The organism is Paracoccus sp. (in: a-proteobacteria) (assembly GCF_047605025.1).
GTDB lineage: Bacteria > Pseudomonadota > Alphaproteobacteria > Rhodobacterales > Rhodobacteraceae > Paracoccus.
Window position 1 is genome coordinate 53,264 of record NZ_JASGGO010000005.1, and the last position, 16,321, is coordinate 69,584.

At 69.0% G+C, this 16,321-nt stretch carries 11 protein-coding genes and 1 pseudogene; 6 read left to right on the forward strand and 6 right to left on the reverse strand.

The annotated features are described in order from the left end of the window. Nucleotides 1–80: 80 nt before the first annotated feature. From QM682_RS04645 to QM682_RS04665, 5 genes are all read left to right on the forward strand, one after another. Entirely contained in the window at nt 81–1,028 is a 948-nt protein-coding gene (locus QM682_RS04645; RefSeq protein ID WP_415127592.1) for a D-ribose ABC transporter substrate-binding protein, read from the forward strand. A 123-nt stretch (nt 1,029–1,151) separates the two neighbouring features. Continuing rightward, nucleotides 1,152–2,675, forward strand: a complete 1,524-nt coding sequence (locus QM682_RS04650) for an FGGY-family carbohydrate kinase (RefSeq protein WP_415127594.1) — start codon at nt 1,152–1,154, stop codon at nt 2,673–2,675. Continuing rightward, nucleotides 2,672–4,321 carry a glycerol-3-phosphate dehydrogenase/oxidase gene (locus QM682_RS04655; RefSeq protein ID WP_415127596.1) on the forward strand — a complete coding sequence of 550 codons (1,650 nt, stop codon included), beginning with the start codon at nt 2,672–2,674 and terminating at the stop codon, nt 4,319–4,321. Before QM682_RS04650 ends, QM682_RS04655 begins: the two co-directional genes overlap by 4 nt. A gap of 120 nt (nt 4,322–4,441) precedes the next feature. Beyond that, nucleotides 4,442–5,479, forward strand: a complete 1,038-nt coding sequence (locus QM682_RS04660) for an AbrB family transcriptional regulator (RefSeq protein ID WP_415127598.1) — start codon at nt 4,442–4,444, stop codon at nt 5,477–5,479. 246 nt (nt 5,480–5,725) lie between these two features. Beyond that, nucleotides 5,726–6,415: a nitroreductase gene (locus QM682_RS04665; RefSeq protein ID WP_415127600.1), complete on the forward strand. Its 690-nt coding sequence runs from the start codon at nt 5,726–5,728 to the stop codon at nt 6,413–6,415. On the opposite strand, the gene QM682_RS04670 is transcribed toward QM682_RS04665, so the two are convergent. The 5 genes and pseudogenes from QM682_RS04670 to QM682_RS04690 all read right to left on the reverse strand — a co-directional run bounded on the left by QM682_RS04670 (nt 6,412) and on the right by QM682_RS04690 (nt 11,920). Further along, nucleotides 6,412–7,503 (reverse strand): thiolase family protein, encoded by a 1,092-nt coding sequence (locus QM682_RS04670; protein ID WP_415127602.1) that lies wholly within the window; start codon nt 7,501–7,503, stop codon nt 6,412–6,414. The two genes, QM682_RS04665 and QM682_RS04670, sit on opposite strands and share 4 nt — an antisense overlap. After that, nucleotides 7,500–8,615: an AMP-binding protein gene (locus QM682_RS04675; protein ID WP_415127604.1), complete on the reverse strand. Its 1,116-nt coding sequence runs from the start codon at nt 8,613–8,615 to the stop codon at nt 7,500–7,502. The genes QM682_RS04670 and QM682_RS04675 overlap by 4 nt, the downstream gene beginning before the upstream one ends. A 4-nt stretch (nt 8,616–8,619) precedes the next feature. Next, nucleotides 8,620–9,165, reverse strand: coding sequence for a biotin transporter BioY (locus QM682_RS04680; protein WP_415127606.1), 546 nt, complete (start codon nt 9,163–9,165; stop codon nt 8,620–8,622). Between the two features lie 239 nt (nt 9,166–9,404). Then, nucleotides 9,405–11,551: pseudogene (locus tag QM682_RS04685) on the reverse strand (TonB-dependent siderophore receptor). Between the two features lie 129 nt (nt 11,552–11,680). Further along, nucleotides 11,681–11,920 carry a hypothetical protein gene (locus QM682_RS04690; RefSeq protein WP_415127608.1) on the reverse strand — a complete coding sequence of 80 codons (240 nt, stop codon included), beginning with the start codon at nt 11,918–11,920 and terminating at the stop codon, nt 11,681–11,683. 312 nt (nt 11,921–12,232) lie between these two features. Between QM682_RS04690 and argE the strand changes: the two genes are divergently transcribed. Next, nucleotides 12,233–13,369, forward strand: coding sequence for an acetylornithine deacetylase (gene argE, locus QM682_RS04695; RefSeq protein WP_415127610.1), 1,137 nt, complete (start codon nt 12,233–12,235; stop codon nt 13,367–13,369). A 189-nt stretch (nt 13,370–13,558) separates the two neighbouring features. Here the strand turns inward: argE and QM682_RS04700 are convergent, their stop codons facing one another. Continuing rightward, nucleotides 13,559–16,168 (reverse strand): trypsin-like peptidase domain-containing protein, encoded by a 2,610-nt coding sequence (locus QM682_RS04700; RefSeq protein WP_415127612.1) that lies wholly within the window; start codon nt 16,166–16,168, stop codon nt 13,559–13,561. Between the last annotated feature and the right edge of the window lie 153 nt (nt 16,169–16,321).

Consider the following 16,321-nt stretch of genomic DNA (forward strand, 5'->3'; position numbering starts at 1 on the left):
CGACCTTCCCGCCGGGCGGAACGGCCGCCCGGCGAAAGTCTGCCGCAAGGCAGTGAACCAACCCCAAGGGAGTGAGAAGAATGTTCAAACTGACCCGCCGCGCGCTGCTGGCCGCCGCTGCTTCGCTGCCTCTGATGGCGGCAGCCGCCTCGGCCGAGGGCCTGATCTCGATCATCGTCAACGACCCGGCGAACCCCTATTGGTTCACCGAGGGCGAGGTCGCCAAGAAGACCGCCGAGGGCATGGGCTATACCGCCAATGTCGGTGCCCATCGCGGCGACACCAACACCGAAAGCACCCTGATCGACACCGCGATCACCAACAAGTCCGTGGCGATCATCCTGGATCCGGCCAATGCCGACGGCTCGGTCGGGGCGGTGCAGAAGGCCGTCGATGCGGGCATTCCGGTGATCCTGGTCAATGCCGAGATCAACCAGGAAGGGCTGGCCAAGGCGCAACTGGTGTCGAACAACGCCCAGGGCGCGGCGCTTGGCGCGCAGGCATGGGTCGAGACCGTGGGCGACAAGGGCAAATATGTCGAACTGTTCGGCGCGCCCTCGGACAACAACGCCCAGACCCGCTCGAACGGCTATGAGACCGTGCTGAGCCAGTATCCCGACCTGGAAAAGGCCGGCCAGGAGGTCGCCGACTGGGACCGCACCAAGGGCTACCAGAAGATGCAGTCCCTGCTGCAAGCCCATCCCGACATCAACGGCGTGATCTCGGGCAATGACGAGATGGCGCTGGGGGCCATCGCCGCGCTGAAAGAGGCGGGCAAGCTGAAGGACGTGAAGGTCGGCGGCTTCGACGGCTCGCCCGACGCGGTGGCGGCGATCAAGGCGGGAGAGTTGCAATATACCGTGCTGCAACCCGTCGCCATCTTCTCGGCCGAGGCGGTCAAGCAGGCGGATGCGGTGATCAAGACCGGCAAGACCGGGATCGACACCGAGAAGCAGCTTTTCGACTGCCTGCTGATCGACGCGAGCAATGTCGACAATTACACGGCGCCCTTCGTGCTTGAGCAATAAGCCTGGCGGGCGCGGCTTCGGCCGCGTCCGTCCCTTTCGCTCCTCCCCCCCCCCGCGCGCCCCGTGCCCGCCTTCCCCTTCCGGGGTGCGGGGCGCAAGATCCCCCGCGCGACGAGGTTTTCCGTGCCCCTGCTGCTTGGCATCGACAACGGCCTGACCGTGACCAAGGCCGTGATCTTCGATCACCTGGGCCAGCCGCTGGCGGTGGCGCGCCGCCGCGTGCCGCAGATCAAGCCCGCGCCGCGCCATGTCGAGCGCGACATGGACCTGCTTTGGCGCCAGACGGCCGCCGCCATCGCCGAGGCCGTTGCCGCCTGCGGGCGCCCCGCCCGTGAAATCGCGGCCGTGGCCGCGACGGCGCATGGCGATGGGGTCTATCTGCTGGACCGCGCGCGCCGCCCGCTGGGCCATGGCATCCTGTCGCTGGACAGCCGCGCGGGCGGGGTCGCCGATGGCTGGCGCCGGGACGGGGTGGCCGATGCCGCGCTGGCGCGCACCGGGCAGATGCCCCATGCCTCGGCCCCCTCGGCGCTGCTGGCGTGGATACGCGACGCCGATCCCGACCGCTATGCCCGCATCGCGCATGTGCTGGCCTGCAAGGACTGGCTGCGCTTTTGCCTGACCGGCCGGATCGCGACCGACCTGACCGAGGCCAGCACCTCTTTCACCGAGGTGGCAAGCCAGGGCTATGCCGACGACATCCTGCCGCTTTTCGGCCTGGGCGCGCTGGCCGACGCGCTGCCTCGGGTTCTGGCGCCCGGCGCCGTCGCGGGCCATGTCACACCCGAGGCGGCGGCGCTGACCGGCCTCAGTCCCGGAACGCCGGTCGCGGCGGGGCTGCATGACGTGACCGCCTCGGCGCTGGGGGCGGGGGGCCATGGCCGGGGCACCGTCGCCATCGTGGCGGGCACCTATTCCATCAACGAGACCGTCAGCCATGCGCCGAAAACCGATCCGCGCTGGTTCTGCCGCAACGGGCTGGCCCTGGGCGAATGGAACAACATGTCCATCTCGCCCGCCTCGGCGGCGAATTACGACTGGTTCCTGGACACGCTTTGCGGCGCCGAGCGGGCGCGGGCCGAGGCCCAGGGCCGTGCCTTCCATGCCGAGATCATCCCCGAGATCCAGGCCGCGATGGCGCGCCCATCGACCGCGATCTTCCATCCGTTCCTGTTCGGCTCGCCCATGGGGCCGCAGGCCAGCGCCGGCTTCTTCGGCCTGCGCGGCTGGCAGGACCGGGGCGAGATGCTGCGCGCCGTGATCGAGGGCATCGCCTTCAACCACCGCATCCATGTGGACGCCCTGCGCGACGGCTTCGCCCCGCAGGCGGCGCGGCTGACTGGCGGCATCTCGCGCAGTCCGCTTTTCGCCCAGCTTTTCGCCGACGCCCTGGCCATGCCCGTCTCGGTCAGCGACACCGACGAGGCCGCGGCCTGGGGCGCGGCGCTTTGCGCGGGCGCCTCGGTCGGGCTTTTCGCCAGCCCCACGGCGGACCCGCGCGATATGGCCGCGCTGGCGCGGACCTATGCGCCCGATCCCGCCCGCAGCGCGGCGCTGGCGGAACGCTATGCCATCTTCACCGATCTGGCCGGGGCGCTGGCGCCGATCTGGCCCCGGATCGAGGCCCTGGCCGAGGAAAAGCCATGACGCAAGACATCGACGTTCTGATCCTTGGCGCCGGCGTGAACGGCGCGGGCCTGTTTCGCGACCTGTGCGAACAGGGGATCACCTGCGTCATCTCGGACAAGGGTGATTTCGGCGGCGGCACCTCGGCCGCGCCCTCTCGGCTGATCCATGGCGGCATCAAATATCTGGAAACCGGAGAGCTTGGCCTGGTCGCGCAATCCACGCTGGAGCGGAACCTGCTTCTGAAGAACGCGCCGCATCTGGTGAAGCCCCTGCCCACGGTGATCCCGATCTTTTCCTGGCTGAAGGGCATCCCGGCCGCGCTGCGCACGCTGATGGGTTCGACCACGGCGCCGCGCAGCCGGGGCGCGGTGCTGATGAAGATCGGCCTTGCCATGTATGATTTCTATGGCCGCCGCCATCGGGTCATGCCCCGGCACCAGCTTTGGTCGCGCGCGCGGGCGCTGCGCGAGATCCCGCCCTTGACCCCCCGCATCGTGGCCGCAGGGCAGTATTACGACGCGACCGTGACCCAGCCCGAGCGGCTGGTCTGGGAACTGGTCCAGGACGGGCTGCGCGCACATCCCGAAAGCCGGGCGCTGAACCATGCGGCCATCGCGGACACCGATGGCGATGTGGTGCGGCTGGACACGCCCCAGGGGCCGCTGGCGCTGCGCCCGCGCATCGTCGTCAACGCCGGCGGTCCGTGGATCGACCGGATCAACGCCCAGCTTGGCGCGCCCTCGAAGCTGATCGGGGGCACCAAGGGGTCGCATATCCTGCTGGACCACCCCCCGCTTCTGGCCGCTCTGAAGGGCCGGATGATCTATTTCGAGGCCGATGACGGGCGCATCTGCCTGGTCTTCGACTATCTGGGCCGGGCGCTGGTCGGCTCGACCGACATCCGCGCCGACGACCCCGAGAATGTGACCTGCACCCAGGCCGAGATCGACTATTTCCTTGATGCCCTGCGCGGCCTGCTGCCGGGGCTGGAGTTCGATCCCGGCCAGATCGTCTATGCCTATGCCGGCATCCGCCCCCTGCCGAATTCCGAAGGCGTGGCGCCCGGATTGATCAGCCGCGACCACTCTGCCCCGGTGGCCGAGGCCCAGGGCGCGCGGCGCTGGCCCATCGTCTCGCTGGTGGGGGGCAAATGGACCACCTTCCGGGGCTTTTCCGAAGAGGTCGCGGATCTGGTCCTGGCCCGGCTGGGGCGGGGGCGCAAGGTCTCGACCCGGGGGCTGGCGATCGGCGGCGGGCGGGATCTGCCGCAGGGCCCGGCGCGGGCCGAATGGATCGCGCGCGTGGCGGGCGCGATCAATGCGGCGCCGGATCGGGCCGCGTTGCTGCTGGATCGCTATGGCAGCACCGCCGAGGCCATCCTGACGCATGAGGGCGCCACGCCCCAGGCGCTGGCGGACGCGCCGGAATACGGGCTTGCCGAATTCGACTGGATCGCCCGGCACGAGATGGTGGGAAGCCTGGCCGATCTGGTCATGCGCCGCAGCGCCATCGCGGTGACGGGGCGGCTGTCGCGGCGCGACCTGTCGCGGCTTGGCGCGCTTTGCGGCACGGCCCTGGGCTGGGACGAGACCCGCGTCCAGGCCGAGCTTGCCGCCACGCTGCGCCTTTTGCGCGACACCCATCGCATCCGCCTGCTGGGCTAGGGCGAAACGCGCGCCAAAGGCTGGACCTTGAGGGCGTTTCGCCCTAGCCGGGCCTTGTGGCGGACGGCCCTGGCCCGCGCGGGGCACAAGGGCGGGCTAGCGCGGGGACGACGAAAGACCATGACGGCAGCCGGAAGACGCCTTCTTACACTTGCGCTGGCGGCGGCGGGCGCTGTCCTGTTCCTGGCTTTGGGCCTGCCTCTGCCCCTGCTGCTGGGTCCGATGCTGGCCTGCCTGATCGCCGCGCTGGCCGGGGCGCCGCTGATGGGAGCCGAGCCGTTCAGCACCTTCATGCGGACCTTCCTGGGGGTGGCGGTCGGCGCCTCGATCACCCCGGCGCTGCTGGGCCAGTTGCCGGGGATCGCGGCCTCGCTGCTGCTGGTGCCGGTCTTCATCACCGTGATCGCGCTGGTCGGCTATCCGCTGTTCCGCCGCGTCTTCGGCTTCGATCACCCGACGGCATGGTATTCCGCGATGCCCGGCGGCTTGCAGGACATGCTGGTCTTTGGCGAAGAGGCAGGGGGCGACATCCGTGCGCTGTCGTTGGTCCATGCCACCCGCGTGCTGGTCATCGTCACCGTCGCACCGCTGATCATGCATGGGCTTTGGGGCGTGGACCTGTCACTGCCCCCCGGCGTGCCGATCCGGGCGGCCGACCTGGGCGAGGTGGCGCTGATGGCCGCCTCGGGGCTGGCCGGCTGGAAGCTGGCCCAGCGGGCGGGCCTGTTCGGGGCCTCGATCCTGGGGCCGATGATCCTGACGGCGGCGCTGTCGCTGGCCGGGTTGATCCAGCACCGCCCGCCGGCCGAGATGATCCAGGCCGCGCAGTTCTTCATCGGCATCGCGGTCGGCGTGAAATATGTCGGCATCACCGCGCGCGAGCTGCGCATCGACGTGACGGCGGGGCTGGTCTATGCGGTGATCCTGGCGCTGATCAGCCTGGCCTTCATCGAACTGATCATGCATCTGGGCCTGGCCCCCGCCATCGACGCCTTCCTGGCCTATCTGCCTGGCGGTCAGGCCGAGATGGTCGTCATTGCCATCATCGCCGGCGCGGATCTGGCCTATGTCGTCAGCCATCACCTGCTGCGTATCGTCCTGGTGATCACGCTGTCGCCCATCGCCGCGCGGATGATCGGGCGCGGCCGCCAAGGCTAGCACGGCCGCCTTGGGCGGCATCCGCGTCACCTCTCTGCCAAGCCGCGTGGCGCGCGGATGCCGCCGGTCCGGTTTGACCCTTCGACGGCGCCGTGCCGGCCCAGCGGGATGCCCATGCCGGCGTCCCGTCCGCCGCGGCCTTGGACAGGCCGATCCCCATCGCCAAAGCGGCCCGCGCGGCCACCATTCCGCCCGCTGGTGATGGGCGGGATTGACAGGAGGCGGGGCGGCGGGCATCCCCGGCCGATGCAGAACGCTTCGCTTTCCCGCCCGCTTGCCGATCTGATGCGCCGCCGCCGCTCGTGCCGGGCTTTCACCGCCCAGCCCGTGCCACGCGCGGATCTTGAGCGGATCTGCGAACTGGCCCGCACCGCGCCCAGCGGCGCCAACCTGCAACCGGGCCGCTTCCATGTCCTGACCGGCGCGCCTCTGGCCGCGCTTTCCGGGGCCCTGGCGCAGGCGATCGGAAACGGCGTGCCCGAGGTCTCGGAATACAGCTATTTCCCCGATCCCATGCCGCCCGAACTGAAGGCCCGCCAGCGCGCGGCGGGCTTCGCGCTTTACGCGGCCCTGGGGATCGAACGGCGCGATCTGGCCGGGCGCCACGCCCAGTTCGCGCGGAACTATGATTTCTTCGGCGCGCCGGTGGGCGTCGTCGTGACCATCGAGCGTGCCATGGGCAAGGGATGTTTCATGGATCTGGGCATGAGCCTGATGGGCTTTCTGCTGGCGGCCGAGGATCTGGGCTATGGCGCCTGCGGAATCGGCGCGCTGGCGAATTACGGTCCCGTGGCGCATCGTCATCTGGGCCTGCCAGAGGGCGAGATGGTCGTCTGCGGCATCGCGGTGGGCCATGCCGATCCCAAGGCCCCGGCCAACGCCGTCCGCACGGCGCGCGAGCCGCTGGAAGGCTTCACCCGCTTTTCGGGCTTCTAAAGCCTTTCCAGCACCAGCGCCGTGCCGATGCCCCCGGCGGCGGCGATGGTGGCAAGTCCGGCCTGGCCGGGGCGCAGCTCATGGACCAGCCGCACCGCGTTGATCGCGCCCGAGGCGCCGATGGGATGCCCGCGCGCCAGCCCGCCGCCGCCGGGATTGACGATGCGCGGGTCGATGCCCGCCAGATCCTGACAGGCGATGGCCTGCACGGCGAAGGCTTCCATGATCTCGGCCACCGCAAGGTCGCGGGCGCGCAGCCCGGCCTGTTCCAGCGCGGCGCGGATCGCGGGCACCGGCGCAAGTCCCGGCAATTCGGGGTCGTCGCCCAGGGTCGCGCCGGATAGGATCCGCGCCAGCCCCTTTGGCAGGATGCCAGGCGCGGCGACCAGGCAGAAGGCGGCGCCATCCGCAGCCACGGCGGTATTGGCCGCGGTGATCGGCCCGGCCAGCGCCTTGGCGCGGGCGCAAAGCGCCGCCGTCATCGCGCGGGGAAAGCCGTCTTGCACGATGCCCCGGACCGGCACGATCTCGGGCGCGAGGCGGTCGCGCGCGGCAAGGGCCTTGGCATGGCTTTCGACCGCCCAGCGGTCCATGCGGGCGCGGTCGATGCGAAGGCGGGCCGCCAGCGCGGCGGCGGCCTGCGCCATGTCGGGATCGCGCTTGGGCCAGGGGGTAAAGGGCGCCTGCTCATAGGGCTGGGGCGGGCGGCCATCGGCGAAGGTGCGCAGGCGCAGGGGGCGGCGGGAATAGCTTTCTACCCCGCCGGCCAGCACGATCCGGTGCCGCCCGGCGCGGATCAGCGCATCGGCCAGCAGGATCGCATCCAGCCCGCTGCAACATTGCCGGTCCAGTCCCAGGCCCGCCACCGTCAGCGGCAGCCCGGCGGCCAGCGCCACCCGCCGTGCCGGATTGCCGCCGGCGCCAAGGGCGTTGCCCACCACGATTTCGTCCACGTCGCCCGGCGCCAGCCCCGCATCGGCCAGAAGTGCTGTGATCACCGGCGCGGCCAGCTCGTGCAGATCCAGCGCCGCGAAGCCGCCATTGCGGGGCAGGACCGCCGTGCGGCGCGCGGCCAGGATCACGCTCATGCCAGCCGCTCCAGCGCCGGAAGGTCGGGCTTGCCCGAGGGCAGGACGGGAAGGCGCGGCAGAAACAGCATCCGGCGCGGCACGCAATGCGGCCCCAGCCGGGCGCGGCAGGCGGCGCGCAGCCGGGCCTCAAGCGTGGGGTCCGGCGCGCCCTCGATCACTGCCAGGATCGCATGGCCGCGCTGCGGATCGGGGCGGGCCAGCGCCACGCAGGCGCGCCCGCCCGCATGTTCCAGCAGCACCGCCTCGATCGCCTCGGGGAAGACGTTGCGATCGGCCACCGTGATCATGCGGCTTAGGCGGCCGTTCAGGTAAAGCTGGCCCTGGGCGTCGCGCCAGCCCAGATCCCCGACCAGCACGCACCCGTCTTGCACGATCCCGTCCGAGGGCGCGTCGTCATAGCCCTGGAACAGATAGGGGCTGGCGACCCGGATGCGGCCTTGCGCGTCCAGATCCAGCGAGACGCCGGGATAGGGGCGGCCCACGGAATCCGGCGGGGTCGAGGCGTCGGCAAGGGTGATGAAGCTCGTCTCGGCGGTGCCGTAGAACTCATGCAGCGCGGCGTTCGGGAAAAGCCGCGCCGCCAGAGCGCGGCAGGCGGGGTCCAGCTTGCCGCCTCCGCACAGCACCAGCCGGATGCGGGGCAGCGCCTGGGCCGCCCCGTGGAAGCGGCGCAGTTGCGTCGGTGTGGCGTAAAGCACCGTCGCGCCCAGATCGGTCATCTGGCGCAATTGCGCGCGCGGGCCGTCGCCGCCAAGCGCCAGAAGGCCGCAGCCCAGATGCAGCGCCTCGACCGTGGCGTAAAGCGGCAGCGAGGGGCCGAATTCGCCCAGCACGGCATAGCAATCGGCGGGGGTGACGGCGAAAAGATCCCGGTTGGTTCGAAAGCTTGCGATCCACGAGGACTGGCTGCGCCGCACCGTCCTGGCCGCCCCGCCCGAGCCCGAGGTCCGGCAATGGACCAGCGGCTGCGGCCCGCCCGCGCGGATCGCGGGTCCGGTCAGGATGGCACGGCGCCGCGTCAGGCAGTCCAGCAGCGCGGCCAGCGCGTCGCGGCTTTGCCCGCGCGCCCCGGCCGACCCGATCCGCCCGCCGTTTCGGAACCAGTCCAAGGCTTTAGCGGCGGCGCGCCAGAAGCTGGGGCCGGGCCTTGGCCAGCGCCTGGACCAGCAGCCCGGTCAGCGCCGCCTTGATCAGGTCGCCCGGAATGAAGGCCGAGGAAAGTGCCAGGCATTCGGCCAGGGATTTCTTCAGGACCAGCGACATGCCCAGGACGCCGCAGGCGTAAAGCACGACGATCCCGCCCAGGACGGCGCCGATCCCGGCGGCAAGGCCGGGGCTGCGGATGCCCGAGCGTTGGACGAACAGGCCGGTCAGCCCCGCCGCCGGGATCCAGCCCAGAAGGAAACCCACCGTGGGCGAGGCGAAGACGCCCAGGCCCCCGCGTCCGCCCGCCAGCAGGGGCAGGCCAAGCGCGACCAGCAGCACGAACAGGAAGCATGCCTGCATCCCCCGCTTCCAGCCCAGAAGCGCCCCCGCCAGCATGACGCCCAGCGTCTGCGCGGTGATCGGCACGCCGAAGCCCAGCGAGATGGCGGGCACCAGCCCCAGCGCCGCGATCATCGCGGTGAAAAGCGCCACTTGGGCAAGGTCTTTTTCCATCGGTCGCATCCTGTTCGGTTGATTGCGCCGTCAGGAATACAGGGCCGCGCGGGCCTGGGCAACCTTCGGCACCAGCCGCGCGCTCGTGGCCCATGGCTTGGGAAAACCGGCCGCCTGATCTTCGCGATCCACCGACGGGCCGGCATCGGCCGCGCTTTTCGATGCGGCCGGACCCCGGATCCGATCCCTTCGCCGTTCGGCCCGGTCCCGCCGATCATGGCGGGGCCGGGTGCGGGGATTTACCAGCGGCGGCTCAGCGTCGCGGCGATCTCGCGGCCGGGGTTGTAATAATCGGCCGTGCCCGAACCGACGATATGCTGTTCGTCCAGCAGGTTGCTGACATGCAGCGTCAGGGCGGTGTTTTCTTGCAGTTGATAGTTGAAGGCCAGATCCAGCAGCGTGGTCGCCTGCGACTTGCCACCGGTATTGGCGCTGTTGAAGTAATACGAGCCGACATAGCGCGCGCCCAGGCCGAAGGTCATGTCGCCGAATGTCCCGTTGCCCGGCACGGTGTAATTCACCCATAGCGAGGCCAGGTGATGGGGAACCGAGGTGAACCGATTTCCGGCATAGCTGGGATCGTTCACATATTCCGAATCCATATAGGAATAAGAGGCCAGCATGCTGATGTTCTGGGCCAGTTCGGCCTTGCCTTCCAGGTCGAAGCCGCGCACGCGGGTCTTGCCGACCGTCCGGCGGATGATGTTGCCGTCGTCCTGCACCTCGGCCACGGTGATGTTTTCCTGCTTCAGGTCATAGACCGAGGCCGAGATCAGCGCATTGGTGCCCTGGGGCTGGTATTTCACCCCGATTTCGTATTGCTCGCCGCGTTTCGGTTCGACGCCGATATCCGGCGGTGCGACCGATTCGACATAGCTGACATAGGCCGAGACCTCGGGCGTGATCTTGTAGGTCAGCGCGCCGCGCCACGAAGTTTCCGAGAAGCTGTCGCTGTCGTCGAAGGCGTCATAACCGCCGGTGGTCCAGTTCAGGCTTTCGCCCTTGCTGGAAAGGTCCAGCCAGTCATGGCGCATGCCGATGGTGGCGACGATGCGGTCGTCGAAGGCCAGGTTCTGGGTGACGAAGGCCGATTTCGCGCGGTAATCGTTCTTTTCGGTGCTGTAGACGGACAGGCTGGCCGGTGCGCCGGTATAGACGGGGTTCGCGATGTCGATGGACGAGGCCCCGCCGTAATAGTAGATACTGTCGGTCGCGGCATCGCGGAACTCCAGGCCGAACAGCGTGCTGCTGTCGAAGCGCCCGAAGCTGGTATCGTATTTCAGGATCGCGTTGCCGATCAGTTCGTGGCCGCTGGAATCCTGACCATAGTAATAGCGCGAAAGCGTGGTGCCGGCGCGGCCGGCATAGTCGTAAAGATAGACATAGCCGAAATCGTCGCTCAGATCGCTGTAGCGCAGGTTCGCCTGCAAGCTGAGGCCGCCGCCGAAATCATGCGACAGCATCGCGGTCAGGCTTTTGCGGTTCACCTCATGGTCGTTGTAATCGGGCTCGCCGAAGAAATCCGAGCGGTCGTATTCGCGGTCCAGCGGATAGCCGCCGCTATTGGCCGTGCCGTCGCGCTTGAGATAGTCCAGCACCACGTCCAGGCGGGTGTCGGGCGTGATCTCCCATCCCAGCCCGGCCATCAGGAAGGTCTCGTCGTCGCGGGAATGGTCGTATTCCAGATCGCTTTTCTGGACCTTGGCGGTGAAGCGATAGGCAAGCGTGCCCTCGGCGTTCAGAACGTCGCCGAAATCGACGGTGGCCTCTTTGTGGTCGAATGAGCCATAGGTCAGCCGCGCCTCGCCGAAACGCTCGAAGCGCGGGGTCTTGGTCACGAAATTGACCGAACCGCCAGGATCGGCCATGCCGAACAACGTCGAGTTCGCGCCGCGCAGGACCTCGACCCGCGCTCATAGGCGAAAGGCTCTTCGCGCACGCCGCGCATCGAGCCAAGAGTCAGCCCGTCGCGATAGGTGGTCGCCTGATAACCGCGCACCAGGTAATAATCGTTGCGGTCGTCGCTGGGGTAGTAACCCGTCACGATCCCGGCGGAGTATTGCAGCACCTCCTCGACCGTGGCGGCGTCGCGGTCCTGGATCTCTTTCGAGGTGATGACCGTGACCGAGGCCGGCGTGTCCAGGATGCTGGTCGCGACCTTGCCGCCGACCCAAAGTTCTTGCGCGACGATGGAATTGGCGTCGTCATCCGCCGAGGCACCCGCCTGGATGGTCACGGGCGAAAGGCGGATGGACCCGGCGGGTTCCTCGGTTTCCTGGGCCAGGGCACCGACCGGCGCCAGCGCGGTGCAGCATAGCAGAAGCCCTGGCAAGCTGCCGTGCTTGCGGTGCGCAATCGTGCTGTAGGAACGCCGAGGGATGGGCATCTGATTACCTTAGTTGTTTTGTCATATTAGCCTAAATCGTTACTGCGCGCGGCTGGTTTGATCAAGAAGGTATTTCCCTACAATTCCCTGCGGTCTCGGGGCGGTGCATTGGGCGAATGGGGCCGGGCCTCAGCGGTCCTTCCCAAGCTGAAGGTTCAGATCGGCAAGCGCCAGTTGCGCGGCGCGGGCGGCGCGGCCGTCGCCCGGCTTGCCGAAGGCGGTGCCGGTGCCATGAAGGGCGGGGCCGGCCTCGGTGAAAACCGCCCTCATGTCGGCCAGATCGACGGCGGGCAGGCTTTGGCGCGCGACGGGCTGCGTCATCGCCTGGATGACCTCGGCTATGCGGTTCAATGCGAAATCGTCTTGCATGCTCTCTCCAAGGGTCGAAATGTCGGGCCGCCATTTTCCCTGTGCCAGGTGACAAGCCTTTGGGGTCGCGACGCATGAAACCATCCGCCGCAAGGTTCATGCAATATGTCTGAATGGCAAGGGCGCGGGTCAGGATGCCGGGTTTTCCCCACCGCCTGAAATCATGGCCTGAAATCACGGCCTGCATCACCGTCCGAAACAAAGACCGTGGATCCGCGCGGCTTTCCCGGCAGGGAATTGCGCCCACGGATGGGATTCGGCATCATCCCCCGCGAGACGCGGCCAGGATCGCCGCAAAGACCCGGAGCCGCCATGACCCCCGAAGCCATCCTTGCCGATCTTGTCGCCTGCGCCGATCTGCCCGGCGCCCCGAATGCCGTCGTGGCGGGCTGCGTGCTGGACCATCTGCGCCGCATGGGGGTCGAGCCGAGCGTCCTGCCTGGCCCCGAGGGCGACCGGGTGAACATCTTTGCCAGCATCGGCCCCAGGGATGTGCCGGGCGTGATCCTGTCCGGCCATATGGACGTGGTTCCGACCCAGGGGCAATCCTGGACCAGCGACCCGTTCCGCCTGACCGCGCGCGAGGGCCGGCTTTACGGGCGCGGGACCAGCGACATGAAGGGCTTTCTGGCCTGCATGCTGGCCATGGTGCCCGAGTTCCAGCGGGCCGGGACGACCCGCCCGATCCACCTGGCGTTCTCTTATGACGAAGAGATCGGCTGCCGGGGCGTGCCGCATCTGATCGCGGCCCTGCCGGAGCTTTGCGCCCCGCCCCTGGCCTGCATCGTGGGCGAGCCGTCGGACATGCGGCCGGTCCGCTCGCACAAGGGCAAGGAAAGCACGCGCTTCGCCTTTCGCGGCCGGGCCTCGCACAGTTCGCAGCCGGGCGCAGGGGTGAATGCGGTCTATGCCGGCGCGGCGCTGGCGCTGGCCGCGCGCGACCTGAACGCCGAACTGGCCGTCCAGGGGCCTTTCGACGCCGATTTCGATCCGCCGCATTCCACCGTGGTCGCGGGCGTGATCCATGGCGGCACGGCGGTCAATATCGTTCCCGAAGGCTGCACGCTGGATGCCGAGGTGCGCAGCATTCCCGGCGACGACCCCGCCGCAGTCATGGCCCGGCTGCTGGGCCGGGCCAATGCGCTGGTGGCCGGGGGCGCGGCGCTGGAGGTCACGGCCCAGACCCTTTCCGCCTATCCCGCGCTGCCGCCGGCGGGGCCGGAACTGACCGCCTGCCTTGAGGGTCTGGCGGGACGCCCGGCGGTGCAGTCGGTCAGCTTCGGCACCGAGGCCGGGCTGTTCCGCGCGGCCGGCATTCCCTCGATCATCTGCGGGCCGGGCCGGATCGACCGCGCCCATCGCGCCGACGAATACATCCTGCCGCAGGAATTGGGCGATTGCTGCGCGATGCTGCGCAAGCTGGCGCGGGAAGGCGACTGGGGGATCTGATCCGCCCACCCGCAACCCTGCCTTTCCGGCCCGGATGATATGCGCTATCCGCAAGCATATCAGCCCGGAGCCGCGGTCGCGAAAAGGAACGGGCGCAGGCGCGGCGTCCGCCCGACGCTTAGCCAGAAGCGATTTTCCCGTCTGCCCAAGGGCCTGAACCATCCCGTTCGGACAGTCCTGGGCGGGGGATTAAGGGGTCTGTCCAGGGGGGCGGGCGGACGCCTTGCCCAGCCCCAGCCGCCGCAAAAGGCTTGTCGGGGTATCGGTCGCGGCCAGCAGATCCTGCGCCGTCTCGGCCTTGGCGCCGCTCGTGCTGCGGATCTCGCGGTCATGCGCCGTCGCGATCAGATCCGCCCAGGAGCCGCGCCACCCCGGCAGGTCGGATGCGCCGCGCAGCCGCCGGTCCAGCATCCAGCTTTGCACATGCTCGCCCACCGGCAAGGGCGGCGCGATGGCCAGATGCGGCAGGCGGAACTCGGGCGCGGCCTGGGCCAGCGCCGCCGCCGGCACCTGTCCCAGCCCGGCCGACACAAGGCGCAGCCGCCGCCCTCGCGTCCTGGAGGTCAGCGGCAGCACGGCCAGGGCATCGGCCAGCACCCGGCTTGCCGCCGTTTCGGCGCCCTGGCGATAGAATTCGACCTGCGCGCGGATGACGGGGCGCAATTGCCGCATCAGCGCGGCGTCGCGCGAACCCGCCTCGGGCAGGTAGCGCGCCGCCGCTTGCGCCACGGCCTGCGTCAGCCGCAGGCGCAGGCCCAGCATCTCGTCCATGCCGTAGACGACATGAAACGCATAGACGCCCCGCGCCTTCAGCCGCAGCGTCAGCGGCAGGGCCAGCCGGGCGATGGTATCCTCGTCCAGCATGGGATCGTGGAACAGGAACAGGATCGCCGGATAGTCCTCGATCCCCTTGTCGCTGCCCAGGAAGGCGGCGGTTTCGGCCACGCCGCGCGCGCCCAGGCCCAGCGTGCCATCCTCGATCAGCCCGTCGCGTTCGGCATGCAGCATATGGCCCAGAAGGCGCAGGCGGCGCGGGCTGGTCTCGGGTCCGGTCCGGGCCAGCGCGACGGCGGCGGCCTTCTCTCCGACGGGGGCCAGGCGGATCACCCAGGCGTCGCGGCAATTCGCGGCCCAATCCTCGAAGCTCCACAGCGCCAGACCCGGATGGCCGTCATGGCCGCCCCAACCCGACCCGCGCGAGTTCTGGACGATGAAGCCGTTCTCGTCATAGCCGGTGATCAGAAAGGCATGCGCCCCCCGGTCCTGGGGCGGCGAGAGCGGATCGTAGGGGATGCCGAAATCCGGGTCGAGCAGCCACCAGCCGTCATGGATGCGGGCGGTGACGATGACGGTGCCCGCCTCTTGCACCGCCATGCGCATGTCGTCGATGTTCAGCCCGACGCGCAGATAGGACCGCAGCGTGATCCGGCGCGCCTGTTTCGCGATTTCGCGGGTCATGAAGAAATCCGGCAGGCCGGGGCGATAGGGGCAATTCTCCTCGGGGCAGACGCCATTGTGGTCGAAGCCCTTGATCACGGCGCGCAGGCTGGTGCCCTCGGGCACGTCGTCCAGCCATTCGTCATGGCGCCGGGCCATGCGGTCCAGCATGCGCACGCTGACGGTGAAGCCCGAGGGGCGGGGCCGATAGCCCTCGCGCGGCTGCAACTGATGCTCGATGGCGCCGGCCAGGGCGAAGGCGGCGCAGCTTCCCTCGAAGGACTGGTCGCCCACGGGGCCGATCCAGGGGGGCACGACCCGGCTGGCGCTGGTCAGGCCCGGCACATAGGCGCGATCCCGGCTGTCGGCGCGATCCTCGGTCACGCCGGGGCCGTCGCCACGCACGCAGCCGCCATCCCCATGTCCTGCATAGGCCAGCAGATCGGCGGCCATTTCCTCTGGGCCGGGAGTGAACCCGCCCTCCCAGGCGTGGCATTTTTCATGCGGGGCGGTGCCGAGCTTTCCCAGGACGACCTGACCCAGCCAGCCCTCCATCAGCGAGGCATTCGCCACCGCGTCGTTCCAATCCGACGAGCCGGGCCCCGCCAGCACCGCTCCGCCGGCGGAGCCTTCGTAATGCAGGCCGACGACCAGGCCCGTATCCAGGTCGAAGACCGGGGCGCCGGAACAGCCCGGCAGGGTCGTCGCGTCATGCAGGAACGTGCCCGGTTCCGCCCCCGGCCGCGGCGGACCGCCCAGGCACAGGAACTGGGCGCGGGCTTGAGGATAGTTCGGAAACCGGCTGCGAAAGAACCACTGATCTTGCAGGGGATAGCCGATCACGGCCAGCCTTTGCGGATCGCTTGCGGGGATATGCAGCGCCAGCCCCCGCGGCGGCGTCTGGAGAGCCGTCGGCGCGATGTCGAAGACCGCCACATCGAACAAGGCGGCGCAGACCCAGCGGGCGATGTCATGGGTCCGGCCGTCGGGAAAAACCACTCGGCCCGTCCGTATCCCGTCCGCGTCCAGATCGGCGGCATGGCTCATCGCCCCCATGCCTGTGCGAAACGCCTTCAGCACATGGCCCGCCGTCAGGAAGCGCAGCGTGGGCCGGCCCGCCTGCGCGCTGACGGGCCAGGCCGTCCCGATCGGGATCCAATCGCCCTGGACCCCGACCTCAAGCCGGGCGACCAGCGGCGCGGCGGATTGCGCCAATGCCGCGATCCTGGGGTCGTCGGTGTCATGCCAATCCGTCGTGGGGCGAAAGGGATGGCTTTGGTCGATGACGGAACGCGTCCGCTCATTTCCGGCATCGACGGCAAGCAGGCGGCGCGCGGCGACCCGGGTATAATCCTTACTCATGACATGCACCAGAAAAATGGGAAAATACAAAACCGATCCAAAGATGTTGCGCAATTAGCTGATTCGGGGCAATATGGATCCCTAAGACCACCCAGGAAATTATATGTGATATTTTTCAAGACCAGGCCGGGGCTGCCATGCCCGGTGCGTTGG